We start from the raw sequence: 24,003 nt of genomic DNA, 5'->3' as shown, positions 1-24,003 counted from the left end.
GTATTTAAAGTGCATCACTGAGAGTTGGTGCTAGCGAAGTCAATAATACGATCAAGCAATCGCTAACTTTGCTGTCTCATGCCATAAATAAGCGGGCATTTCATGAGCTAACTTCCAAGTAATACTCATTGGCTGGCTGCCTTCGTATTTTACAAAGTCCACCGGACCAAAGTTAACAAATCCCATCGTTCGGCCATTTTCATCTTTGGCTTGTTCTCTTACAAACAGTAAGACGGTTTTATTGGTTTTCTTTTGTTGAATATAACTAAGTCCTTTACCTGATGTAGGCTTAGCGCTGTTTTGTGTTTGCCAATGGAACAAACTCGGGCTAATCGCATAGTCATGATACATAGTCGTCGGTGAAAACTGCGTTTCACATTTGTTCAAGGTCACGAACAATAACTCGGTATTAATATCTGCAATATTTAATACACCTTCACGACTAGATGATTTTTTATCAAAACGACTTTCGCCAAATGCAACCAGGATATGTTCTTTTGGATAACGTACGTGCATCTTAATTGGAGATGATAGAATGTTCAAATTGTGCATGTTCGGCATCGTAAATTCATTGATATCTAAGCGCTCAATCAGTAACGAAATAACCTCGCTCAGTTCATTTTGTAAAAGTGGATGTCGTAATGTTTGTAGACTTTGTGATAATGATTTAAAGCCTAATTTTGGACCTGCTTGATCCCAAAAGTCATAGTGACACATAAGGGCAAACAATTGTGTTTGTTTATTATTTATCTCATCGTTGTTAATGGCAAAGTTGTTCTGGCATAACTTAAGTAAAAAACGTAAGTAAGAGATTGAAGTACATATTAGTAGTCGATTATTGATCGCACGATAGTAAGCACTGGCTAAGTCATCAGTTAAATCGGGTACTACTGTGGATTGACATTGTGCGACTAATCGAGACCAACCACCACATTTACCTAGTTTGACTTTATAGATATCTTCGACGGTGAAATTTGGATTAATATATAAAAAATTAGTAAGAGTTAATGGCAGACTAGTTATATGCGGATAATTATTAATTAAGTTTATTAGTCTACTTTTATTGAGCGTTGCCTTGTTAATATTTTTCAAAATCATTGCTTGAGTTTTTTCTTGTAACTCAATGCGGCAACCGATGGGTAAATGTGGGAACCCTTGCTTAATTTCTTTGTCGATAGACTGATTTATTTTACCAACTAACGCTCTAAATTTCTGTGAAAAGTCATATTCAGGGCGTGAATTTCCAACAAAGTCGAGTATAGTGCAGCATTCTTTACCCTCAGTAAGTCGTAAACCTCGTCCTAGTTGTTGCAAGAAAATAGTTAAACTTTCTGTTGGGCGTAAGAATAATAAGGTATCTAATTCTGGAATATCGACGCCTTCATTAAACATATCGACGACAAATAACACATTAATTTGTTTTGATTTAAGACGTTGCTGTTGTATTTCTCGTTCAGCGCTGTTGTCACTGGTTAATATGTCGCAAGCGATACCTTTCAGGGTGAATTTTTGCGCCATAAATGCGGCATGTTCTTTACTGACGCAAAATGCCAATGCCCGCATTTGATTAATATCTGTAACTATCTCGGTAAGACTTTGCAAGATCCGCATTACTCGGTGGTCGTTATACGTATATAAATGCGTTAACTCTGCTACATCGTAACGGCCTCGTGACCACGGAATCGAGGTTAAGTCAGTGTCATCATCGATAGCAAAGTACTGAAATGGGGAAAGGTGGCGTTGATTTATTGCTTCTGGTAAGCGGATTTCTGCCGCGATGACATTGCAAAAATCGGTTAAGATATCTTCGCCATCATGACGTTCTGGTGTCGCTGTTAGGCCGAGTAAAATCTGAGGGGTAAAATACGTTAATACGCTTCTATAGCTAGCGGCAGTGATGTGATGAACTTCATCAATAACAATATAATCGAAGTAGTCTTGACTGAGTTTCAGTGTGTCGATTTGATTATTTAGGCTTTGAATCGAGACAAACAAGTGTTGGTATTTACTGGGTTTGTTTTTACCAACCCAGAGCTCACCAAAAGTACTGTTTTTAAGTACGCCACGATATGCACCTTGTGCTTGTTTTAAGATCTCTTCTCGGTGCGCAATGAACATAAATTTGGCACTGGGATTAGCTTGATAGAAACGCGCAAAATCAAAGGCTGAAATAATGGTTTTACCTGTCCCTGTCGCTGCAACAACCAGATTTCGATAGCGCTGGTGTAATTCCCGCTCAGCTTGTAATTTAGCTAAAATAGCTTGCTGGTGGGAGTAGGGCTTAATATCGAAGTAATATTGTGTGTTATTAGAGTCAAAGTTACCTTTGGCTTCTCGTAATGCTTTAGTTAACTTTTCTCGGCTTTCTGTTTTACCGTCAAATGATTCAAAGTCGGGCGACTCCCAGTAGGTTTCAAAGGTACTTACCGATTTTTCAATAATATGAGGTATTTCTTGAGAGGTTATTTTAAGGTTCCATTCTAAGCCGTTGGTTAACGCTGAATGAGAGAGGTTGGATGAACCGATATAACCTGTATGAAATCCTGTATCACGTAGGAATAAATAAGACTTCGCGTGTAACCGTTCACGGTTTATATTGTAACTGAGTTTTACTTCGGTATTTGGCAGTGCTGCTAAAAACTCAATTGCTTTCGCATCTGTGGCACCCATATAAGACGTTGTAATTACCTTTAGTTGCTTGCCACTACGAGCAAATTCTTCAAGTTCTTTTTTAAATATACGAATACCACTCCATTTGATAAAAGAAACTAGCCAATAAATTTTGTCAGAAGATTTAATTTCACGCTGTAATTCATTATCAATAGAAGGTTCTGCATTGCTACCGCTGAAGAGCTCACTTTGGCTAAGTCCAGTTAATGGCATTATTGATTCAACATGTTTAGGTAAATCAGCGGAAATAGGATTAGCTTTATCAAATAGAGCAGTCAGGATCCTGCCTTGACTATCAAGGAGGTTATCAGAGATCAGTTCTGGATCTTTAATATGGTCGCTTAACCAATGAATAATGGTATTGGCTAATTCAATCTGTTTAGAGATGCGAACATTACTTTGTGGTACTGACTCCATCACAGTTTCGATCAATCGCGTGAGGAAGCGTGATAACCAAGTGGTGGCTTCTCCTGCCTCAAGTTGACGTTCGCCCACATAGAATGAATCTCGATTGAGGCTTTGCTCTATTAACTGGGTAATTAGTTGCTCGTAGATACCTGTTTGATTCATGATAAGCCTATGTGTGAAAATCGTGTCTGACATATATTTCGCTATAATATCAGATGCTAACAAGAGAAAACATATAGCTTATGATATTGTAGTTGTTAGCAATTTTTATCTTCAATCAATTGAACTAATCTTTTTATACGGTGGATACATGGACTTTTATTTTTTCGTTAATTTATTCATTAATGCATTATCCCAATTCTGGTTTGTGATTCCTCTTGTATTGTTTACGAGTTTATTACGCTCTCCTACGATTAAAGGATTGATTGGAGAGTGGTATGTGAATAAGAAATTAGTAAGTGCACTTGATAATCAGCAGTATAAGTTATTTAAAAATGTAACTTTACCTACAGAAGATGGTACAACCCAAATAGATCATATTTTGCTTTCTCCCTTTGGACTGTTTGTTATCGAAACAAAAAATATGCAAGGGTGGATCTTTGGTTCAGAACGACAGGCTAAATGGACTCAGCAGATATACAAGCATAAAACATCCTTTCAAAATCCACTGCGGCAGAATTTCAAACATACCGAAACATTACGGGAGCTACTATCTCTGCCGAAAGAGGCGGTACATTCTGTTGTTATTTTTACTGCGCGAGCAGAGTTTAAAACGACAATGCCTGCTAATGTTGGATACATTAATCAAGCAATCAAGTTTATTAAAAATCATGATCAGGTATGTTTTACTGAGCAGCAGCGTATTGAGCTTGCGCATAAGTTAGAGACTAAAAAGTTGCAGCCTAGTATTAAAACTCATGTCGCACACATAAAGCATGTGAAAGAGATCATCAAAGATAAAGAACAGACTAATGAAATTACCAATGTTGAGTTAGCAGCGTCACTTTGTCCTCGTTGTAATAGTGAATTAGTCCCCAGAAAAAATCGTAAAACAAAAGAAGGTTTTATTGGCTGCAGTAGCTACCCTAAGTGTAGATATATGAGCCACTGATTCAGCCTTATTCTTCTATCATTCCCCGAATGCTGACATGCTTATTACTCACAAATTAGCCCGTATTCTCCACGGGGAAACTGTCAAACCTATGCTTTATCAGTTGAGGTAAAGTATCGTCGATATAAAGCGTAGAAACGATTTTTTTCTCATCGACTGTCCAGTACATGTGACCATGATTATTCAAAGTGACCGAGACTGTATTCACACCTTGCTTAAAATGCGTTGCTGGCAAATGAACGTCTAGTCCATAAACACGCTGTATTTTAATTCCGTTAATATATAAATGAGCGTGGCCTTCGATAAAGCCTGTCTCTTGATCGCGTGTAGCCGACATTAATTCAGACATACTCACCACACCTTCTGGCGGTGGCATTAACTGGTAGCGTGCGAGTTGCAAATGCAAGTTATATCCAGACATAGCGTCTTTGGTTAGTGATAAGCTCAGTGCGGGTTTAGGTGCATTACTCGGTGCCGCAATGGGTAAATGTGAATGGTCCATTGTCATCTTCATCATACTGCTTTGTTTATTGGATTCGGTCTGAGCACTCACGTTATTAGTTATAATGGTTAGCGTCATCAGTGCCAAAATAAAATGTTTTTTCATCATATTCACCTTTCTCTGTGGTGAAAGTGGTATTCAGGTCCACTTCCACCGCTCATATTATTAACGTCTTGGAGGCGGAGACATACCACCCGAAGCGCTACACTGGCTTATTGAATTACTCGCGAGTTGACCTTTAAAATTGGGACCTATGGTATACGGGAATGCGGGTTCCAGCTTACCATTCTGCGCTTGTGTTAACGTGATATGGTAGTGATAGCCTTTACCATCATGCGTATCGTGACCGTTGTTTTGGTCAAGCTGAGCCCCTTCAACAGTGACTCCCGCGTAGTAGTGATCTTCATAGAAGTAACCATCGGTTGCAGCGAGTGTGTTACCTGATAAAGTCGTTACGTTTTCGCCGATATCCGGGCCATTCGACACATCTTTAACGCCTTTGGATACATCATAAGGGTCTACTAATACACAGCTTCGTTGACCTTCGGTATCACAACCGCCTTGGCTGGCATCTGCACCATAATCACGTACTTTCCAACCACTCACTGCCAGTGTGTTCTCACTTTCGTAAGGACCGTAAAGCGGATAACCATCAGCGGCAAACCCATAAATAGGAGAGTGAGTACTGCCATCGTCGCCCACTAAATTTGCTAAACAGCTAGTATAGAAGTGATGATGATAATCACCCGCGGCAGCATGACCGCCACAAATATCTACGTCGTATTGTTCTGCTACAGGGGCTAAGGTATACCAAAGATTGTCACCTTCACTCATGCCATCACCCCAGTTGTAAATACTAGTGCCATTGACCATCAGGCCAATTTTACCCAGCCCTGTTTCGCAACTTTCTTCACCGTCTTCAATGTTAGATGGTTCCACAGGGAAGTAGGCTTGTTTATCTTGTTGGGTCGGACACCCTGGGCCTGGCGGCCAATAACCTTCGCCACCTGTCGTCGAGCAGTTTTCTTGGCTGCTGTTATAGCCAATGTCTTCACCAAAGGTAACCACTTGTCCTTCAACCGCAAAGGTGCTGCCTGTTAGAAAGTCAGAGTCGGCTCTTGGTCGTTGATTCAGTTGTTCAACCATAACCTGAGTCATTGTTACGTCGTATTTAGGTATCCCGGTTGTTTCAACATAAACATAACCAACGTCTAAGTTGTTTTCATCTAGATTTACTATTTCAGCGACTTGTACGTTTTCGAGCGTGCTGCCTGTATCTGAATAAATATAATTGGATGTTGTTTCATTGTTCATTATCCAATTTTCAGTTTGGGCTGAGTCAGCGGGAACACTGGTATCTGCTGCATCTGTAACCTCAACTGAGTCCCTCGTATCGCCTTCGCCACAAGCGGTCAGCCCTAAAATAGGGAACATAAATAAGGCTATCATCGATTTTTTCATGCGTTCTCCTGCTAACTGTATACTGTTGTTGATGTTTGATAGGTGACAGGTTAGCAAAGCGTAGGTGAATTTTAGGTGAACGCAGCCCTATGGAAGGGGATAATAAGGGCTGCGTAAAGAACTGATTCTAAAAATAAAACGTATGATTAATCACGTTTTTGTTTACTTGGTATTTCGTCCTTAGTGAGAAAGCCATCTTTGTTCTTATCTAATCGTTTAAAGTCTTCTTTTAATGGACCTCTTGCTTCGCTGAACGAGATTTTTCCATCGCCATTTGTATCCATCATTGTTAGTGGTGACTTCTTCATCGGCATCTTTGATGTCGACTCAGTGCTCATGTTTTCTATTGTCATGGCTGCTCGTGCTTGATATTCAGGGGCCGCATTAAACGTTACGTCACCACCACTCACACAACGAACCATATTGTTTATACGGATAGAATCACCTTGAGGGCCATGACCTTGTGGATATTGGCTCGCATCGCCAACTTTAGGGTCGCTTCGTTGTGAACCCGCGCCATGTACGTCTAACCATTGGCCATTCATAAAGCCTGTTGCACGGCCAAATGAAACATACGTCGCGTTTTCGCCATCTTTCAGGTTAACGTGTGTTGTGCTACTCCAGTAGTTGGCATAATCTTTTTTGCCACCTTCATTGGTGATCGCTGTGCTACTAAATAATGGGTCTATCGCGGCAGACGAAGAGGTGTCTGGAGAGCGCGTGTAATCCACAATCGATTGCAGTTCTTTTACATTTGGTAAACGCCAATTGTTATTACCTGATACCGATAAGCTTTCACAATAGCCAAGTGCATCGGTAAAGTTCATTGTCGTTGCGCTGTCATTTTGTTGCCATACTAGGCTTGTTGCTTGGTCAACAATAGTGCCGTTGTCAGCTTTGACAAAGTCATTCTTGCCGTAGTCTGGGTTGTCTCGTACAGCAAGTACATAGAAGGTTTTAACACTGCCGTCTGGCATGCTTGTTCCATAGCCTTTAATGCGTCCGTCAATAAAGTTAACACCAAAAACAGTGTCATCACCGTGCATGGTTGTTGACACATATTTCGTGCTGGTGACAAATTGGCTATCAATCAAGCGCTCACCAGATTTGGTATCACCGGTATTAACACCAAATATTTCGTGGTCAATAAAGGGAATCAGTTGAGATTTACCCGTGTTTAATTTCACACCACTCGGGTCTTGCCCATCAAACAAGGTCAGGGAATAAAGCTCTTTAATGGTTGGTAGTCGCCAATCGCTGTAGCCTGCTAACTTTAGGTTTTTAATATAGTTAACAGCTTCTTCGAAGGTGAGCTTATCTTGGGCATTGATTTTACCGTCACCGTTAATATCGGTTGTTTGTGACCACATAAGACCTGTCACCTGATCAGACACTGTACCATTGTCGTGTTTTATGTAGCTTGGCTGGTTGCCTTGGTATTGTGCATCCTGACCAAACATCGCTTCTGTTGCTGACGGACATTCCTCTTGATCTGTAGTACCGAAACACTGTGATTGATTGGTATCGACGATTGCATATGATGGGCTAACTTGCTTGCCATCGATACTCGCAACCGCTGTGTTTATATTGCATAAAGCGGTCACAACCGAAAGGGCGATGAGGGTGAGTTTAGATGCTTTTGACTTGATCATATCGTCTCCAAATATTACTTAACGTGCGTTGTTGCTGATGAGGCATCCTAACAATCGATAGGTGAAGTTTAGGTTAAGACCTCTAAGGTGGGTTATACAGTAATGATGAAGTTAACAAATTAAGGGTGAATTTTAAGTGAATGGACGATTTTCGTGTAAGTTATACTAAAGCTGAGAGGGCATTAGGATTTAAACAAAAGGGAGTGCTTAGTGGTTGTACTTGTGGTCGAAGATAATAGCGCGTTAGCTGCCAACATGATTGAGTTTTTAGAAGCGCATGGTTTTGAATGTGATTATGCAGGCAATGGTAATTTAGGCTTGAGCTTGGCAATGAGTCAGCCATTTAACGCCATCGTGCTCGATATTATGTTGCCAGGCAAAGATGGTATGAGTATCTGCACAGCGTTAAGAGAAGCGGGTATTAACACGCCGATCCTAATGCTGACCGCAAGAGATACCTTAGATGATAAATTACAAGGCTTTCAAGCTGGCACCGATGATTATTTAGTAAAGCCTTTTGACTTGCCTGAATTGGTTGCACGCCTGCAAGTACTGACTAAACGTATTAGTAAGCGCGATGTAAAATTGAGTGTTGGTGATTTGGTGATGGATGTTAATTTAAGAAAAGTCACCCGTGCAGGTCAGGTTATTGAGCTAAATAAAGCCTGTTGGCAAATATTAGAAGTGTTATTAAAAACCAGCCCCAAAGTCGTTACCCGCCAACAAATAGAGCACATTATTTGGCCGGATCAATTGCCTGATTCTGATGTGCTTAAATCCCATATATATAAATTACGACAGCTGGTGGATAAGCCATTCGATAAGCCACTGATTCAAACCGTAAGGGGCGTTGGGCTTGTATTAAACGGTGAGCAAGATGAAGCATAGAAATAGCTTAAAATATCAGTTTAAGAAGCAGTTAGCGATTAGCATAGGTTTACTGGTTATTGTGTTTTCATTCTTACTGTATCAGATTTTTTTTGTTGCGGTTGGTACCACTATGCACCGCACTATGATGCCGATGGCCAACCATTATGCTAAGCAGGTTGAGCTAAACCAAAACGTGCCGTTACCTAGGGATGGTGCTTATTCTGTTTTTGTTGGTCGCGAGTCGATTCCCAGCGAGATAGCCAGTTTGTTTGATATTGACGGCATGAAGGACTTTGGTCTTTCAGTGAATGATGGTGATCAACTGGTCAAGCTTTCTCGCCCTGACGCTGTCTATTTTTTGCTTGTTCACCCGATAAAGCATTCCACAGACAAACTTTATTTACTTTATAACGACACGCCTCAAAAGGGGTTAGCGGGTGCTTCAAAACGAGCACCGTTATTAAATGTGCCACTTTCCATTATCTTTATTACCTTGTTAGCCATATTTTTGGTGTATTGGGTAGCGCGGCGTTTAATCAGTAAGGTGTTAAACCCATTGCATGAGCTGTCTGTGATGGCAAAAAGCCTTGACGAGAGTAACCCGGAACTGTCGTTCGCTGTCATGAATGATAAGACTGAAATTGGTGAAGTGGCGAATACATTGCACCAGACTATGGGGCGTATTCATCAATATCATCAAAGAGAAAAGCAGTTTTTGCAAAACGCCAGTCATGAGTTACGCACGCCCATTGCTGTTGTGTCTTCTGCCTTAGATATTATTGATTTAAGAACGGCCCAAGGTAAGACAAATGTTGCTGACCAATACACACATATTCGACGCGCCAATAAAAATATGGCGGAGATGACCGAAGCGCTGTTATTACTAAGCCGGAAAAGTGGTACGCCAACGCAGCTAGAAACAGTAAACCTTGAGCAATTAGCCACAGTGATTATTGATGAACACAAGTATTTGTTGAAAGGAAAAGACGTTGACGTTGAGCTTGTCGTTGATGACAGCCCATCACGTGAATTACCTTTGTCACTGTGTCGAATTGTGTTGAGTAACCTGATACGTAATGCATTTGAGCATACTTTGTCAGGTATAGTGCGGGTGCAGCTTTCGGGTCTTATTGTGTCAATTACGAATACGAGTGCTGGTTTAGCTGATTATGATCAAAATGCCACTGAACGTGGTGTGTCTCAGGGGCAAGGGTTTGGCATTGGTTTAGATATAGTCCAAAAAATTGTAGCGCAGCAAGAATGGCAGCTTCACCTTTCGTCAGACCATAATGATGGTAGCCAAGTCGTTGTTTATTTCGAACCGCGTCATTGACCTAACACCCAGTCATAAGGCAAACTCACTGCCAATATCATCTAACACTGATTTTAATAGGAAAAAAACATGAGCGGAACGAACAGATCGGATATCAAAAAGGGTTTAGCGGTATCGATTGTACTGAAACAAGACCAACGCAGTGGTAACTTGACTGACGGGATCGTGAAAGACATTCTCACTAAATCACCAAACCACCCGCACGGCATTAAAGTGCGTTTAGAAAGTGGTGATGTTGGACGTGTTAAAGTGATTAATGACTAATCAAAGGTACTGATTTAACTATATATATTTAGAATACCTATTATGCTAATCTACCTCAGTCCCCACGCATTCAAATCTGAGGTTAAGATTAGCTATGCACACCAACTTTTATGACGATCATGCTCAACAACTTGCCGATCAATACTTGTCAAAATCCTTCGAAGAAGTGCATGCTGCATGGGCTGAATTCTTACCGCCAATTCTAAACAAATCTAACGCGCGTATTCTTGACTTAGGTGCTGGGGCAGGGCGTGATAGTCGATATCTCGCTGAGCAAGGACAAGTAAGCGACATTAGTATTGTTGCTGTCGAGCCTGCTAAGTTATTAGCCGAAATAGGCCAGCAACAAACGCAGGGGTTGAATGTAAAGTGGGTTGAAGATTCTCTACCCGCTCTGGATGTTGTCAGTCGTCAAGAAGTCAGTTTTGATCTTATCCTGCTTAGTGCTGTGTGGATGCATATCCCGAAAAGCGAGCGACCGCGTGCTATTCGAAAACTAGCCAATTTACTCAAACCCGGCGCTAAATTAGTTATCTCTCTTCGTCATGGCCCCAGTGGTGATGAACGTAAAATGCATGATGTCAGTACTGGAGAGTTAGAACTACTTGCTAAGACCGTTGGTTTGTCTGTCGTGCTTAAAACAGAGCATGATAGCGACAAACTTGGACGTGATAGCGTTCATTGGCAAACCGTAGTATTGCAATTGCCTGATGATGGCTCAGGTGCATTTCCTTTTATTCGTCATGTGGCATTGAATGATGGTAAAGCTGCAACGCACAAGCTGGCATTAATGCGAGTATTGTTGCGTATTGCTGATGGTCATCCCGGCGCTGTTATTCGCCGTGAACATACACTGCAAGGAAGCCGCGTTATTTTGCCTGTAGGGCTGGTGGCTTTGTATTGGTGTCATCAATATAAAGTACTTATCGATGATAATGGTTTATTCCAGACACCAAATAAAAAACCGAACATGGGTTTTATTAAAGACGATGGCTGGCACCAATTAACGCATCGTTCTGCCACTGATTACCGTATTGGTCATCTATTTGTTGGTGAAGATGCTATCGCACTGCACCGAACATTATCCGCAGCAGTCAGCAACATTAAAGAAATGCCGTGTAAACACATCACCTTGCCGAACAGTGACATCAATGTATTTGAAGTCGATAGCAAACCTGTACGTGCCACAGACAGCTTATTTTTAGATATGGCGTCTTTATCTCAATGGGGCGAACTGTCATTGCCTGAAACAATATGGAATGCTTTTAGTCGTTACGCTTGCTGGGTTGAACCTGTTCTTGTCAGTGAGTGGATGAAAACCATGAAGGGATATCAGGGTAACAAGAACCCTGAACAACAACTCGCAATCGTTAGCTCGTTAGATTGGTTAGAGGCTAAGCGTTCAACTAACGAGAGCCGAGAACGATTTAAGCTGTTACAACAGACGCAGAGTAAGAAATGTGTCTGGTCTGGAAAGGTTTTAAAACAAAAATTTGCAATAGACCACTGCATGCCGTTTGCACGCTGGCCGAATAACGATCTGTGGAACCTGCTACCGAGTGATAGCAAAGTGAATGGTCAGAAAAGCGATAGTCTACCCACAGCCAAAAAGCTTAAAGACGCTAAATTACGTATTACAGACTGGTGGCAACAAGCTTGGACAAATGATAATACACAGTCGATTCGCTTTTTTGCCGAAGCGAATATTGCTTTACCGGGGTTAACGACGAACAACACGTCTATCGATGATCTCTTTGAAGCGCTGGAATTACAACGCGGGCGATTAAAAGAAATGCAGCAGTTAAGAGAGTGGGGTTAGGTCGGGCAAGTGCAACCCTCAAGTATTATGCCTGTATTCAGCGTCATTCAATCTTTTTCTGGCAACACTCACTAAGCGGGCAATGCTCACATTGAGGGATCTTGGTGCAGTAGCGTTTGGCGTGTTCAACCAGCAAAGCATGGTATTGCTGATAGGTTGTGATGTTTCGTGGAATGTTATGTTCTAGCATTAATCTAAGCTTATCATAACCTGTTGGCAGTTCGAGCCCTATGCGATGTAGGATGCGGCGGGTATAATTGTCGATGATGAAAAAAGGCTTATCTAGGGCATAAACAAGAATGCAGTCAGCGGTTTCTGGGCCGATACCATTAACGGCGAGTAGCTCATTCCGCAAGGTTGTCCCTTCGATGTGGCGAGCTTGGCTGATGTCAAAATTATACTCTTGATACCATAATGTCAGAGCTTTAAGTTTAATGGCCTTTTGGTTGTAGTAACCACTGGGCCGAATAAGTTGCGCCAATGTATTAAGGGGCATCGCCAGGATCTGCGGTGGTGTTAATTGTTCGCTCAGATTCGTCAGCGCTTTCTCGACATTTTTCCAGTTAGTATTCTGGGTCAGTATCGCGCCGACCATCATTTCATATTCAGAATCAGCAGGCCACCAAGCTTGATAACCATAATAGTGCTGCAGTTGAGTGAACATGTTGTTAATCATTGTTGGTTTGTTAGCTTGCCCAATATGGTTCATCTTGTTGTGAAGTCTTGTTTAAGCATAGGACTTTAAAGCAGTGTATTTTTTGACTGTTATCATAGACCGAGCAGTTGAGGGAGGGGTTAGTACTCCCTTTTAATGACCTTTTAATATTCGCCCATTGTTTCTATGCTGTCAATATCGGGTAGTACTTCGTCTATTGCTGAGGCGTGTAGATAGATTGCAGTGGGTAGCTTTTTACCCTGTTTAACAGACTTTATTAGCTCTCGGTATTGGACGAAATCCATGTCAAAAATCCCCATGTTTAAAGCAAGTACTTTACAGCTTAGTCGCAGTTAGTCTGGCTTAGTTATTGTTTAATCAGAAGTGTGAATTCAATAATTGCTTTAACCCTAATGTATTGATTTTATATGGTTAAAATTAGTACTTTAACCATACTGCGAGTAGGTGTGGCTTTAGTGTTTAAGTGGTAGCATAAAGTACAAATCGATAGAGTTCGGTATATCAGCTAATTTTTATCATGTATATGATGGTTTTCATATTTTAAAGGAATAATTTATGACCATGGACATTTGTATCAGCGCTAGAACGGGAATGATGCTGCCTTGTATTGCGAATGATGAAGATAAAAAAAATCTTTTTCTCAAAGATAATGCACATATTAATTCTGACATTATACATAAAGGCACTGCGTATATTTCGCGTTCTGATTCGAGCCATGCTTCTCGTACTCCTGTGCCACAACATTTGCAGCAAATGCTAAAGCAATTGCAATTCTTACCGCCTCAAAGCCGACAAACGATTAGCGATTTAAATGCCGCTTATGGTAGTGATTTATTGCTTTCTTTGTCTTCGTTTTACAATAACGAGATATTGCCACTGCCTGCTCAAGGCGTCGAGTTTGCGAGTAATAAAGCGCTCCCTGTCATAAAAAAAGAATCTATTGGTTTTATGGGTGCTGGATTGACAGCTGTAGACACACGTTCAACGCAGTTTGCCAAATTAATTAATGAATACCAGAAAACGTTAGAAACATTACGTGCAGCATACAAAAATAAGCTCCCAAAATTTCAATTAATGAAATTAGAGGCGATTGCCAAAGAGGCCCACCAAACGCTAAATCAGCATTTTCAGGCTGAATTAAGACGCCATATGCCCATGGGTAAAGGCCGTAAAGGTTCTATTTGGTCTAATGCGCAGCGTGGAATAGGCTTGGCTAAAGGGGCCAAAACAGATGCTCCACTGAGACTCCATAATACCAATGAAATAGCCAAATTGGGTCGTTTCAGTCAGAATGTTAAATACGCTGGAAATGGACTGCTTTTTCTTGATGCTGGTGTTCGAGGGCTTGATGTTTATTCTGATTATAATGAAGGGAAGGATTGGCAACGTAGGCTAGTGACAGAAACCGCTGGGTTTGGTCTCGGTGGCGCTGCTGGACTTTATGTAGGGCAAGCTGCAGCGGGGATCGCGACTGCTTTTTTGGTTTCAACCCCTTTAGGATGGCTAGTTGCAATTAGTATCGGTCTCGCGGCGGGTTATGGTGCTGCGAAAGTTGGAGATGCGATCGGAAAGGATGCTGCTGAATTCGCATATGATACAAGTTCTAATTTCAGATGGTTTGATTAAGGGGTTAAGATGGACTTATACCACGGTTTTCTTATTTTAAGCCTTATCTCATTTTTTATCTTTGGTATTTTGTGGATATGCTTTGCTCGTATATCTATGAAATATATTGAGTGTGAAATGAAGAAGGAGGGTAAGGAACCACCGCAATGGGACGGAATGGGGGCTCGGGCAGTGAGTTATGCAATGGCCGTTGCTTTGCCTGCAGGTGTACTAAAAAACTATATTTTAGTTGATGTTGAAGCAGCCAAGCGTTTGTCTCGTCGGTCAGATTGGAAACTTGCGGTATGGTACCTTGCTGCAGGCTTTGTGTTTATCTTGATTATATTGGTGGCATATTTCATTAAACCAGATTAACCAATCCGTATTTCAACCTTGACTATCACACTAGTTCGGCAGCGCTCATGTGAGTGTATTTATAGATGGTTTGATTAAGGGGTTAGGATGGATTTATATCATAAGTTACTTATCTCAGGGCTTATTTTCTTTTTTATCTTTGCTATTTCATGGATATGCTTCGCACGTTTATCTATGACTTATATAGAACGTGAGATGAGAAAAGAGGGCAAGGAACCGCCACTATGGGATGGTATGGGGGCGAGAATTGTCGGTTATGCTTTCGCAATTACCTTACCTAAGGATTCACTGAAAAATTATATATTAGTTGATGCTGAAGCAGCAAAGAGGCTGTCTAGGCCTTTAGATAGGAAACTTGCAGTATGCTACATTATTGCTGGTTTTGTCGTTACTATGATTGCTTTGGTTACATATTTTGTAAAACCGGATGACTTGATACTGTGAATTTAGTGCCTATTAGAAATTAGATTAACTAATCCGTATTTCAATCTTGCGCTATCACACTAGTTGGGCAACGCACACGCTAGTGTGATATTCAAATCGTAATCACCAACGATTTTTTGGCTACTTGCTATGGGAATATTGAAGCTATCTTCGGTGTTCAGAATAAATTGTCCTGAGATGATTTGAGTTTCCAAATCATCTGTAACTATAGCCGTTGAATAAGATAAAATTTTAGACTTACAACCACACTCCGAAATGTTCTTCTTTACCTGATACTTAGCTTCGAGTATTGGGACTTCATTTGTAATCGAAATGGTTTGCTGCTGCAGCTGAAAGCAACTACTCAGCTTGTTATTAATATCAATATTGAGCTGTGGGGAGGCTTGGGCGCAACCAGTGAGAATTAGGCTGATGTATAAACTACGTTTTAGTACCGCCATTTGTGGCTACTCCTTTGACATATTTAACTTTTAAAATTATCGTGTTTTTTCTAGTAGCAGTATGATGATTCCGTAATTGAAGAAAAATTTTCGTCTCAACTTCAATACAACCATGGCTGTAGCCCTTAGTCGAGTCATGTAAGTAAAAACCACCTCTCATGATAGGTTTGCATTTATTCTTTGTATCTAAGTCTGCAGGTTCCATCCTTGCTCTATTTTTCCCCCTGTTTGCCCAATATGGTTCATCTTGTTGTGAAGTCTTGTTTAAGCATAGGACTTTAAAGCAGTGTATTTTTTGACTGTTATCATAGACCGAGCAGTTGAGGGAGGGGTTAGTACTCCCTTTTAATGGCTTGCAGAGCTTACTCAACAATCTTAAGTGATTGATTGTTTATGATATAAAGCGTATCACCATCCCAGCCTTGATAGGATGATTGATTATTTATATCAAACCCATCATTTTCTTTAGGAAATATGCTCATGCGTCCCTTGTAAGCTATATCTCCTGAAGCATAAAGAATTTCACCCCAATAAACCTCTTTATCTGTACCAGTTGGTTTGGTTATTGAGATAAAAACGCCGCCATCGTGACCGCCGACCCAAATTGCACTACTGGGGATTGTTGCTGCCCTATCAGGTTCAGAATTGACGAGAACTTTGTCACCGCAACCTGCTAAGGAAAGAAATAAAGCCATTAAAAAAATATTTAGTATCTTCATTTGTATTCGACGGCCATTAATTTGCCTTTGATCTTATCAAACTCTGAACGGGGTAGAACCTGTAGATTAGGCTCTATACTAGGTAGGATAAATAAAGTTGTGCGCCAGCTATAAGGTAGGTTGTCTAATGTAGCAGTGAATGCTTTATTGCTTTCTTTATTCAGCTGTTCAAATAAACGCATAAGCTCATCTGACCCGCTTGTAAATTCAGGTATTAACCACATCTCATCTTTGAATACGAGTTGGTCGCAATTTGAATTGTTACCGACCATTTCGCTGCCACTAATGAGTGAATAGAAGCTCTCTAGATCAGAGATCTTTTGTTGGTTCTGCTTACTGTTTTTCAGGAAAAGCGAGATTGATTCATTCTTTATACTTATTTTGTGATTTGCCATTATCTGTCCTTCTATTACTAATAATGTTAATTCAAAGGTAAATCGAAGAGCAATAAGGCATTAGTATGATTTTGTGTGCATCTGCTGGTGGATGAAATAGTACAGGATAACTTATTGAGCATCACCCCATGTCCTGTCGTATGTATCCATCACATTAAATCTCGATTGTAAATTATCAGCGTCATTCAATTTTTTTGTGGCAACACTCTTTAAGCGGGCAATGCTGACGTTGAGGGATCTTGGTGCAGTCGCGAGCTGTTGCTTTAAGCATCGCGTTTTAGGTCGTTTTGTTGAAATCAGGAATGTCGCATATATCGAAGATATGTTAATAAAGATTTAAATTACGCCATAATATTGTTAATTTAGCGGCTGATATGGATATTGTCGTAGTACATGCAGACAAATCGATTAGTTTAACCATTCATTAATGCGTGTAAGATTCTTATTAGGGTATTTTTAGTGAAAAGTTTATTTGAAAGCAAACTTAATATAGCGAAAGACATCGAACCAAATGACGTATTAGTAAACCAAGTTCTGGATCAGATAAAAGGACTCTTACCTTCACATAGTCATGACGAGTTTATCGTCAGAGAGTCATCTTCAATAACATTAGCAACAGTGCGAGAAGGCGAGTCCCCTTGTATTCTTGTTATTAATGGGTATCTCTCGAAAGAGGGGAGAGACATGTCAGACTGGCTAAGTGTTGTTGATGAACAGTATCCTAAAAACAAAATCATTCATGTGCGCTGGAACGCGGGTAATGTTACCGACATCGCGCGTGATGACAGTAAAATGACGGGTGATGTGAAAGATACAGATGCAGATAAATGGTTGGCGGCTGCAAGGCTGGCAAGAGATATGAATCCTGTCGATTTTGCCGCTCTGGTTGGTGAGATTGTCACGGATAAATTTGTCGGACACTGGAAAAAATCGTTTAACGAAACATTGCATGCAGGGCATGATTTAGCGAAAGCAATACAAGATGACGAGCAATTACAGGGCGCAATCTTAATGGGTTATTCATTAGGCGCGGTCGTTGCTTATCAGGCATTGAACAACCTTGATGCAAATAAAGTCACCGCTTGTTATCTTTTGGCGGGGGCTGTGTCTGCTGAAGCGGAGCAATGGACACCTATCTTAGAAAAACACACGGATCTGCGTCTGATCAACTGCTACAGCGATAATGATGATGTATTAAAGAGTGCATACGGTGCAGGGACGATACTTGATCATAAGCCTGCTGGGTTAACTGAAATAGAAAACAGTAATCTGGAGCAAGTCGTGAATTTAAATGTAACTGAATTTTCATCTGGGCATTTGAACATTAAAAATGGAACAGTCGGTAAAGCATTGGCAGGAACTCTTAAGCCTTAAACCCTAATATGTGAATGATTTTACGTTCTATAGCTTATATCGAGTGTGTGACGAAAAGAGGGAAGGAACTGTCCCAATGGGATGCGGGCTGTTAGTGATGACAAGCACATGAAGCATGTGCTTGTTTCTTCATTATCACCAATTGGTTCAAATTATGCGGCGTGTACGCTTTCCATAAAGCTTAACAATTTTTCTGTGATGACAGCTGGTTGTTCAAGGTTCGAAATATGTCCAGCATCTTTAACCACAAGCAGTTCACTATCCGAGATCGCATCTTGCATTAGGTGCGACTCTAATGGCGGGCGAGCAACATCTTGCTCACCAACAATAATCAATGTTGGTAACGCGAATTTTTCGATATCTTCAAATGCATCACGACGTGTAATAAACATGCGACCCATTTTGGTGATTTGTTTAGCGCGCTCACCTTCCAAGCTAACAAGGTAGTTACGTAACTTTGCGACTAACTCTGGGTTTACTTCTGCTGCATTTTGCGCAAAGAACATTGGCGTAATGATATCCAGCAATGGTGCAGGAACCTGTTGTGCGTCATCAATTGCACTAAGCATGCCTAAGTATTTGGTACGCATAACTTCAGACTCAAGTCCTACGAAGCTATCCATTAATACTAATGATTTAACACGTTCTGGCGCAATAATAGTTAATTCAGCTCCCCACATACCGCCAATAGACAGACCGATAATCGAAAAATCATTAATAGCCAAGTGATCCATCAACGCCAATACATCGCGTGCGTAATCTTGCAGGCGGATTGTTTTTTCTGGCGCGTAGTCCGATTTACCATGAGCCCATAGGTCAGGAACAATGCAGCGATAATGTTGGCTTAGTGCATCAAGCTGCGGCGCCCACATTTCACTATCCCACAAATAGCTGTGACCCAAAATAAGCACAGGGCCTTGACCCTTGTCGATATAGTGCATTGTTTTATTGTCAATCGTAAACGTATTCATTTTATCTCCTTTGGCGAAAAATACTGTCTTTTAGGGCGGTGATGTAAGTCATCATTAAAGCGTAATCGTAGCAGTATAATGTATTGATACATATAAGATCAGTGTAAATATTGAGTTACTCAATACACACACCTTCTTGTACCAGTTTTTTGCATATTGACAGTAACTGATCACATTCACTACTGCTTAGTGGTGAGTAGAATTCTGCAATTGACGCATGCAGCATAATATCTGCATTTGTTTTGGTAGTGAGGCCGTCGGCAGTAAGGGCGAGATAGCGGGCTTTTTTATTTTCATCACTTTTGTGTACTTCAATAAGCCCACGTTTAATGCAGTTATCAACTAAACGTTTGGTTACTGAACGTTCTCGGTGCAGTGCGGTTGATAGGGTTTGTTGCGGTACTTTACCCAGATAATCTAATACTCGCAATGCGCCTAACATCTCTAGTGTTATATCAAATTCGGTAGTGAGTTTTTGATTCGTAATTGTGCGGAACTGCTTATAAGCGAGTCCCATCATAAAGGCTACATTCTCATTTAATTCAGGGATTAGGGTGATTTGCTTGCTCATGTTTGTCTCGTGAAATGGTTAACCGATAACCAATAAATAAGATAGTCAACGTGATAAAGAGTTGCCACGCACGTAAAAACGTATTGTCTAAACCAAAGCTATTGTTGCCCATATAAAGTTGGATTGGCAGTATCGTCGCTAATAACGTATCGGCATGAACACCACTGGTAAACCCGGTTGTTGATAGCATACTGCTCGTCAGTATAAAGATAATGCTACCAAGTGATAATGCATAAAATCCGAGCGTACTTTGATGGCCAGCCATCAGAAAGATAAATATACCAGCAATAGCACAACCTGCAATTTGAGTGATAAAACGCTGCTCTACAAGCTCAATGAACGTGCCGCGATTAAACTGAATCGCTGCTGCAATCACAGGTACCATGCAAAACGTAGCGGGTAACATATCCACAATCAGCAACAAGCCTAAACCAGAACCGATTAAAGCTAAAGAGACCAATCGGTGGCCGTACGTTACTGGCTGGGGTTTAAACTGAGGTAGTTTACCCAATTTAGATACAGGAAACAAAGTAATCATCAACTTTGTCACTGCAGCCGAAATCGCCATTGCGGCAAAGCATTCACGGAGCATACCTGGCATATCAAAATGACCGCTTTGCGAAAATATCACCATCAATACCCAGTGAAAACAAGGTAGTATCATTTTAGCTAATTTAATCGGTGTATCAGCCCGACGTCGTAGCTGATCGAAAAAGAGTAAACTGATAGTCCAAACGATAAAGGGGTGGCCATAAAATAGCTCACTGACAAAGACGGCCAATACCGCAGATATAAGCGAGGGGGCGAGAGCCCGTGACATCGCCAGCCAGGAGAAGTCTCTACCTTTAGTAATTAACATGGTTGGATATAAAGCCAGATAAACCGGGGTATTAAAGTTAAGTATTTTACCCAACACCATACACAAGGTAATTGTGAAGGTGATCCGCAGCGCCTCTTGCAGATTATTTTTCGGCTTGAGTGACCGAAACATTAATAAATATATCTAAAATAAGAAACAAAGGTGATCCAGCTGTAACCGATAGCGGACAGCAGGCTATTACTATTTTGTACGATAACACTGGCTTTTGCGCCTGACATTAATGCGGTATCAATCCCCTCAACTTGTATACGAGTACGTATTTTTTGTTGTTCGCGGATCCAGCGATTATCATTCTTCACCGTTGATAGTTGATTTGTTAAATTAGAGGCATCATAAATGGCGCTATCTTGGTTTAACAATGTGCCATTAAATACCTGCCCCGGGATAGCATCAAATACGACCGCGACTTTAGTACCTGTGCCTAGCAAGCTCATTCCTTTCTCATTAAAATCAGCGCCAAGCCAACTACTGGACTCATTAACTAAAAATAACGCCACCGAGCCTTTTGCCACATAACTACCCACCTGCAATTGCAGATTACTTACTGTACCTTGGCTTTTGGCTTTCACGTCAGTATTAGCAAGCGCAAGTTTGGCTTGATCGAGTTTGGCAATGGCAAACTCAATTTCTGCAGTATCATTGTGATCTGAAAGCGTCGATTTAATACGTTGGATCTCTGCCTTTGCAATTGCCACTGCACTTTTAGACAGATTAAAACTGAGTTGTACATCTTCAACGTCTTGCTGAGTAATAAGGCCTTTATTAAACAGTGATTGATAACGTCGTAACTTGGTATGTGCATTGTTAGATTCGGCTTGACGTTGACCTAGGGTTTGCACTGCTGATGTCAATGTTTGTAACTTCGACGAGTTGGCCTCTTGCGCCAAATGTAGTTCCGCTTCAGCTTGGCGCACTGCTAGCTTATACGCTGCCTTGTCTAAGGAAAATAAACGCTCGCCAGTATGCACGTGTTGGCCGTTCTCGACATAGACTTGAGTGATTACACCTGTTACTTCAGGCGCAATATTGGCCACATTTTTATGCAAACTCGCTTGAGTCGTAAAAGGAAGAGCATTGTCAGAAGTGACTAGAAATGCAGAAAAGCCAATGGTAACAGCCAAAACAGCATAGATAATAGATTTATAAACGATATGTTTCATTTTTGTTGCTCATACAACTAAATAGGTCATTTGATTATACATCTTTTTGTTGCAGGAGCAACAAAAAGTAAAGCGGGTATAAAAAAAGAGTGAATGAGTGAAATAAGACATTAGGAGGGGAGGCGTATCGCTGATCGCGCGATACGAAATCGTGATTAAGTATTATTGTCGTGACTGTCGTCGAATAAAATTACTCTAATCCGGGGAAGTGACTGAGGGCGAGATCGGCGATGTTCTGTAATTCCGCTGCACTGATGCAGTTCGTTGCCTGAATCGTCATACCCTGAATAATTGTCGCTAAGTATTGAGCAAGTGATTCGGCACTGTACGCCGTGGTCAAATCCCCTTGTTGTTGGGCAACTTCCAAGCGTATTTTCAGTTCGTGTTGATGATTCCGGCGGCGATCAATCAATGCCTGTCTTACTGATTTACAGGCATCACTCCCCGTTAACGCACTTTGAATAAGCATGCAGCCTTGTGGGTTAGTGTGATCAGCTAAACTTTGCGCCGCACCATTGAGCATGGCTGTAATAACCGCTTTGGCCGTCGCTTCTTCTAATGCGGGGCGGAAATAACTACAAGGTCTTTGTTCATATAAATCAACTGCTTTAAGGAACAATCCTTCTTTATTGCCAAATGTTGAATACAAGCTTGGCTTGTTGATCCCCATTGCTTGTGTGAGATCACTGAGTGACGCACCTTCATAACCTTTAGCCCAAAATACCGCTAATGCCTTCTCTAAGACGTCATTAACATCGAAGCCTTTAGGGCGACCAACGCAACTTGTTTTAGACATATTTTTTAGACCTTTTATTACCTTTATTTATGCGCATAGGATAGACAGAGTGTTGTCTTCTGTCCAGTGTCTTTACAGACGAAAACTATTGACTCTATTTGAAAAATATATAACATACCGATCGGTACATAACAATTTGTACTGGTCGGTACGTTATAATTCATACCAATTGGTATGTAATGATAGAGCAAAGCAGTGCAATAAGCGCGATATCGACTGACACTAATTATCTTGATTTGCTGATTGCAAAGCAGTGTAACGAAGGGACACCATCACATGAGAACAAGCAATATATTCCGCACATTCATGATCACCAGCTTAACAGCGCTGGTATTAACCGCATGTGGTAGTGAACAATCGCCACAATCCCAAGCCCAAAGTAGACCCGCACCCAAAGTGAGTGTTGCTAAGGTGATAAACGAGCCTGTCACGGAATGGGATGAATTTACTGGCCGCTTAGAAGCACCTGAACAGGTCACCTTGATCCCTCGGGTGTCTGGTTATATCAATTCAGTGAATTTTGATGAAGGGGCCTTAGTGAAAAAAGGCGCTATTTTATTTCAAATCGATCCCAGTGTTTTTGCGGCAGAAGTACAGCGCTTAAAAGCGAAATTAAGCAGTGCGACAGTAGCAGAGACCTTGGCGAGAAATGATTATCAACGCGCGTTTAAATTATATAAGAAAAATGCTGTTTCAGAAGAGTTAATCGATACTCGCCAAGCGAATATGCATCAAACCACGGCGGAAGTTGCCTCGGTTAAAGCCGCGCTAATGAGTGCCGAACTCGATCTTGCTTATACCCATGTTAAAGCGCCTATTTCGGGACGTGTATCTTATGCCAGTGTGACGACGGGCAACTATGTGACCGCGGGAAAAACACAGTTAACCAGTCTTGTATCAACCGCACATATGTATGCTTATTTTGATGTTGATGAACAGACTTACCTTAAATATGTGCAGCTAACGGCGCAGCATAAACGTAATGATCAACGTTCTGATGGTAACCCGGTATTTATGGGGCTGGCGAATGAAAGCGATTTTACCCATACCGGTGTGATTGATTTTGTTGATAATGCGGTTAACCGCAACACAGGTACGATCCGAGTCAGAGCGCGTTTTGCGAATCTCGACAATGATTTGTTACCGGGACTATTTACTCGATTACGTATTGCAGGTAGTGCAACTTACAGTGGTATTTTGATTGACGACAAAGCCATTGGTACTGACTTAAACAACAAATTTGTGTTAGTGGTCGGTGCTGACAATAAGCTGCAATACCGTGGTATTTCACTGGGTGAAAAAGTGCAAGGCCTGCGGATCGTGACACAAGGTTTATCTGCTGAAGACAAGATTGTGGTAAATGGACTGCAAAAAGTACGTCCAAATATGGTAATCGAACCGAATATGGTTGAGATGGCCACACCCGATAGTTTATCGGCATTACGCCATGATCAAGCAGTATTAGAGCAAGCGCGCGAATTAGTATTAACACGAGTAGCGAGATAAA

24 protein-coding genes are annotated in these 24,003 nt (G+C 41.2%); 10 read left to right on the top strand and 14 right to left on the bottom strand.

The annotated features are described in order from the left end of the window. Positions 1-51: 51 nt before the first annotated feature. Positions 52-3,240 (bottom strand): DUF3427 domain-containing protein, encoded by a 3,189-nt coding sequence (locus tag HWV02_RS15005; protein ID WP_211688486.1) that lies wholly within the window; start codon positions 3,238-3,240, stop codon positions 52-54. 148 nt (positions 3,241-3,388) lie between these two features. Here HWV02_RS15005 and HWV02_RS15000 point away from each other — a divergent pair, with 148 nt between their 5' ends. Then, complete coding sequence (locus HWV02_RS15000) at positions 3,389-4,189, top strand: NERD domain-containing protein (RefSeq protein WP_211688484.1); 801 nt, start codon at positions 3,389-3,391, stop codon at positions 4,187-4,189. A 55-nt stretch (positions 4,190-4,244) separates the two neighbouring features. Here the strand turns inward: HWV02_RS15000 and HWV02_RS14995 are convergent, their stop codons facing one another. From HWV02_RS14995 to HWV02_RS14985, 3 genes are all read right to left on the bottom strand, one after another. Next, entirely contained in the window at positions 4,245-4,799 is a 555-nt protein-coding gene (locus HWV02_RS14995) for a hypothetical protein (RefSeq protein WP_211688482.1), read from the bottom strand. 57 nt (positions 4,800-4,856) lie between these two features. Then, positions 4,857-6,152: a YHYH protein gene (locus tag HWV02_RS14990; RefSeq protein WP_211688481.1), complete on the bottom strand. Its 1,296-nt coding sequence runs from the start codon at positions 6,150-6,152 to the stop codon at positions 4,857-4,859. A gap of 146 nt (positions 6,153-6,298) precedes the next feature. Further along, positions 6,299-7,804: a DUF1566 domain-containing protein gene (locus HWV02_RS14985; protein WP_211688479.1), complete on the bottom strand. Its 1,506-nt coding sequence runs from the start codon at positions 7,802-7,804 to the stop codon at positions 6,299-6,301. 210 nt (positions 7,805-8,014) lie between these two features. On the opposite strand from HWV02_RS14985, the gene HWV02_RS14980 reads away from it, so the two are divergent. The 4 genes from HWV02_RS14980 (at position 8,015) to HWV02_RS14965 (ending at position 12,090) form a co-directional block, all read left to right on the top strand. Next, positions 8,015-8,692: a response regulator transcription factor gene (locus tag HWV02_RS14980; protein ID WP_211688477.1), complete on the top strand. Its 678-nt coding sequence runs from the start codon at positions 8,015-8,017 to the stop codon at positions 8,690-8,692. Beyond that, entirely contained in the window at positions 8,682-10,007 is a 1,326-nt protein-coding gene (locus tag HWV02_RS14975; protein ID WP_211688475.1) for a HAMP domain-containing sensor histidine kinase, read from the top strand. The genes HWV02_RS14980 and HWV02_RS14975 overlap by 11 nt, the downstream gene beginning before the upstream one ends. 69 nt (positions 10,008-10,076) lie before the next feature. Continuing rightward, positions 10,077-10,271, top strand: a complete 195-nt coding sequence (locus HWV02_RS14970) for a YwbE family protein (RefSeq protein ID WP_211688474.1) — start codon at positions 10,077-10,079, stop codon at positions 10,269-10,271. A 94-nt stretch (positions 10,272-10,365) separates the two neighbouring features. After that, positions 10,366-12,090: a methyltransferase domain-containing protein gene (locus HWV02_RS14965; RefSeq protein ID WP_211688472.1), complete on the top strand. Its 1,725-nt coding sequence runs from the start codon at positions 10,366-10,368 to the stop codon at positions 12,088-12,090. Between the two features lie 43 nt (positions 12,091-12,133). Here the strand turns inward: HWV02_RS14965 and HWV02_RS14960 are convergent, their stop codons facing one another. Both HWV02_RS14960 and HWV02_RS14955 read right to left on the bottom strand, forming a co-directional pair. Next, positions 12,134-12,754: an endonuclease III domain-containing protein gene (locus tag HWV02_RS14960; RefSeq protein WP_255550359.1), complete on the bottom strand. Its 621-nt coding sequence runs from the start codon at positions 12,752-12,754 to the stop codon at positions 12,134-12,136. Positions 12,755-12,909: 155 nt separating this feature from the next. Then, a complete protein-coding gene (locus HWV02_RS14955; RefSeq protein ID WP_211688468.1) occupies positions 12,910-13,050 on the bottom strand; it encodes a hypothetical protein in 141 nt (46 codons plus the stop codon). Positions 13,051-13,321: 271 nt separating this feature from the next. Here HWV02_RS14955 and HWV02_RS14950 point away from each other — a divergent pair, with 271 nt between their 5' ends. The 3 genes from HWV02_RS14950 (at position 13,322) to HWV02_RS14940 (ending at position 15,190) form a co-directional block, all read left to right on the top strand. After that, positions 13,322-14,392 (top strand): hypothetical protein, encoded by a 1,071-nt coding sequence (locus HWV02_RS14950; RefSeq protein ID WP_211688466.1) that lies wholly within the window; start codon positions 13,322-13,324, stop codon positions 14,390-14,392. Positions 14,393-14,401: 9 nt separating this feature from the next. Continuing rightward, the gene (locus HWV02_RS14945; protein ID WP_211688464.1) at positions 14,402-14,746 is read left to right on the top strand and encodes a hypothetical protein; all 345 of its coding nucleotides are present in this window, start codon (positions 14,402-14,404) and stop codon (positions 14,744-14,746) included. Positions 14,747-14,833: 87 nt separating this feature from the next. Then, positions 14,834-15,190, top strand: a complete 357-nt coding sequence (locus HWV02_RS14940; protein WP_211688462.1) for a hypothetical protein — start codon at positions 14,834-14,836, stop codon at positions 15,188-15,190. A gap of 59 nt (positions 15,191-15,249) precedes the next feature. Here the strand turns inward: HWV02_RS14940 and HWV02_RS14935 are convergent, their stop codons facing one another. From HWV02_RS14935 to HWV02_RS14925, 3 genes are all read right to left on the bottom strand, one after another. Beyond that, complete coding sequence (locus HWV02_RS14935) at positions 15,250-15,630, bottom strand: DUF2195 family protein (protein ID WP_211688460.1); 381 nt, start codon at positions 15,628-15,630, stop codon at positions 15,250-15,252. Between the two features lie 362 nt (positions 15,631-15,992). Continuing rightward, entirely contained in the window at positions 15,993-16,349 is a 357-nt protein-coding gene (locus tag HWV02_RS14930; RefSeq protein WP_211688458.1) for a hypothetical protein, read from the bottom strand. Further along, the gene (locus HWV02_RS14925) at positions 16,346-16,744 is read right to left on the bottom strand and encodes a hypothetical protein (RefSeq protein WP_211688456.1); all 399 of its coding nucleotides are present in this window, start codon (positions 16,742-16,744) and stop codon (positions 16,346-16,348) included. The genes HWV02_RS14930 and HWV02_RS14925 overlap by 4 nt, the downstream gene beginning before the upstream one ends. 459 nt (positions 16,745-17,203) lie before the next feature. Here HWV02_RS14925 and HWV02_RS14920 point away from each other — a divergent pair, with 459 nt between their 5' ends. Then, positions 17,204-18,118: a DUF726 domain-containing protein gene (locus tag HWV02_RS14920; protein WP_211688454.1), complete on the top strand. Its 915-nt coding sequence runs from the start codon at positions 17,204-17,206 to the stop codon at positions 18,116-18,118. Positions 18,119-18,270: 152 nt separating this feature from the next. On the opposite strand, the gene HWV02_RS14915 is transcribed toward HWV02_RS14920, so the two are convergent. The 5 genes from HWV02_RS14915 to HWV02_RS14895 all read right to left on the bottom strand — a co-directional run bounded on the left by HWV02_RS14915 (position 18,271) and on the right by HWV02_RS14895 (position 22,496). Beyond that, positions 18,271-19,089, bottom strand: coding sequence for an alpha/beta fold hydrolase (locus tag HWV02_RS14915; RefSeq protein WP_211688452.1), 819 nt, complete (start codon positions 19,087-19,089; stop codon positions 18,271-18,273). A gap of 115 nt (positions 19,090-19,204) precedes the next feature. Then, positions 19,205-19,660, bottom strand: a complete 456-nt coding sequence (locus tag HWV02_RS14910) for a MarR family winged helix-turn-helix transcriptional regulator (protein ID WP_211676550.1) — start codon at positions 19,658-19,660, stop codon at positions 19,205-19,207. Continuing rightward, on the bottom strand, positions 19,632-20,651 hold the full coding sequence (locus HWV02_RS14905; RefSeq protein WP_211676549.1) for a DUF2955 domain-containing protein: 1,020 nt from the start codon (positions 20,649-20,651) through the stop codon (positions 19,632-19,634). The genes HWV02_RS14910 and HWV02_RS14905 overlap by 29 nt, the downstream gene beginning before the upstream one ends. Continuing rightward, positions 20,651-21,700, bottom strand: coding sequence for an HlyD family secretion protein (locus HWV02_RS14900; RefSeq protein ID WP_211676548.1), 1,050 nt, complete (start codon positions 21,698-21,700; stop codon positions 20,651-20,653). Before HWV02_RS14900 ends, HWV02_RS14905 begins: the two co-directional genes overlap by 1 nt. Before the next feature lie 190 nt (positions 21,701-21,890). Beyond that, positions 21,891-22,496 carry a TetR/AcrR family transcriptional regulator gene (locus HWV02_RS14895; protein ID WP_211676547.1) on the bottom strand — a complete coding sequence of 202 codons (606 nt, stop codon included), beginning with the start codon at positions 22,494-22,496 and terminating at the stop codon, positions 21,891-21,893. Between the two features lie 276 nt (positions 22,497-22,772). Here HWV02_RS14895 and HWV02_RS14890 point away from each other — a divergent pair, with 276 nt between their 5' ends. Then, positions 22,773-24,002 (top strand): efflux RND transporter periplasmic adaptor subunit, encoded by a 1,230-nt coding sequence (locus tag HWV02_RS14890; protein WP_211676546.1) that lies wholly within the window; start codon positions 22,773-22,775, stop codon positions 24,000-24,002. Position 24,003 lies beyond the last annotated feature (1 nt).

Origin of the sequence: Moritella sp. 28 (assembly GCF_018219435.1) — a bacterium.
Lineage (GTDB): Bacteria > Pseudomonadota > Gammaproteobacteria > Enterobacterales > Moritellaceae > Moritella.
The sequence above is the reverse complement of the archived record's forward strand: the minus strand, read 5'-3'. Positions and strand labels throughout refer to the sequence as shown.

Coding starts and splice junctions, on each gene's coding strand:
- HWV02_RS15005 (WP_211688486.1), bottom strand. CDS start 3,240: ATGAATCAAACAGGTATCTACGAGCAACTAATTACCCAGTTAATAGAG.
- HWV02_RS15000 (WP_211688484.1), top strand. CDS start 3,389: ATGGACTTTTATTTTTTCGTTAATTTATTCATTAATGCATTATCCCAA.
- HWV02_RS14995 (WP_211688482.1), bottom strand. CDS start 4,799: ATGATGAAAAAACATTTTATTTTGGCACTGATGACGCTAACCATTATA.
- HWV02_RS14990 (WP_211688481.1), bottom strand. CDS start 6,152: ATGAAAAAATCGATGATAGCCTTATTTATGTTCCCTATTTTAGGGCTG.
- HWV02_RS14985 (WP_211688479.1), bottom strand. CDS start 7,804: ATGATCAAGTCAAAAGCATCTAAACTCACCCTCATCGCCCTTTCGGTT.
- HWV02_RS14975 (WP_211688475.1), top strand. CDS start 8,682: ATGAAGCATAGAAATAGCTTAAAATATCAGTTTAAGAAGCAGTTAGCG.
- HWV02_RS14970 (WP_211688474.1), top strand. CDS start 10,077: ATGAGCGGAACGAACAGATCGGATATCAAAAAGGGTTTAGCGGTATCG.
- HWV02_RS14965 (WP_211688472.1), top strand. CDS start 10,366: ATGCACACCAACTTTTATGACGATCATGCTCAACAACTTGCCGATCAA.
- HWV02_RS14960 (WP_255550359.1), bottom strand. CDS start 12,754: ATGTTCACTCAACTGCAGCACTATTATGGTTATCAAGCTTGGTGGCCT.
- HWV02_RS14955 (WP_211688468.1), bottom strand. CDS start 13,050: ATGGATTTCGTCCAATACCGAGAGCTAATAAAGTCTGTTAAACAGGGT.
- HWV02_RS14950 (WP_211688466.1), top strand. CDS start 13,322: ATGACCATGGACATTTGTATCAGCGCTAGAACGGGAATGATGCTGCCT.
- HWV02_RS14945 (WP_211688464.1), top strand. CDS start 14,402: ATGGACTTATACCACGGTTTTCTTATTTTAAGCCTTATCTCATTTTTT.
- HWV02_RS14940 (WP_211688462.1), top strand. CDS start 14,834: ATGGATTTATATCATAAGTTACTTATCTCAGGGCTTATTTTCTTTTTT.
- HWV02_RS14935 (WP_211688460.1), bottom strand. CDS start 15,630: ATGGCGGTACTAAAACGTAGTTTATACATCAGCCTAATTCTCACTGGT.
- HWV02_RS14930 (WP_211688458.1), bottom strand. CDS start 16,349: ATGAAGATACTAAATATTTTTTTAATGGCTTTATTTCTTTCCTTAGCA.
- HWV02_RS14925 (WP_211688456.1), bottom strand. CDS start 16,744: ATGGCAAATCACAAAATAAGTATAAAGAATGAATCAATCTCGCTTTTC.
- HWV02_RS14915 (WP_211688452.1), bottom strand. CDS start 19,089: ATGAATACGTTTACGATTGACAATAAAACAATGCACTATATCGACAAG.
- HWV02_RS14910 (WP_211676550.1), bottom strand. CDS start 19,660: ATGAGCAAGCAAATCACCCTAATCCCTGAATTAAATGAGAATGTAGCC.
- HWV02_RS14905 (WP_211676549.1), bottom strand. CDS start 20,651: ATGTTTCGGTCACTCAAGCCGAAAAATAATCTGCAAGAGGCGCTGCGG.
- HWV02_RS14900 (WP_211676548.1), bottom strand. CDS start 21,700: ATGAAACATATCGTTTATAAATCTATTATCTATGCTGTTTTGGCTGTT.
- HWV02_RS14895 (WP_211676547.1), bottom strand. CDS start 22,496: ATGTCTAAAACAAGTTGCGTTGGTCGCCCTAAAGGCTTCGATGTTAAT.
- HWV02_RS14890 (WP_211676546.1), top strand. CDS start 22,773: ATGAGAACAAGCAATATATTCCGCACATTCATGATCACCAGCTTAACA.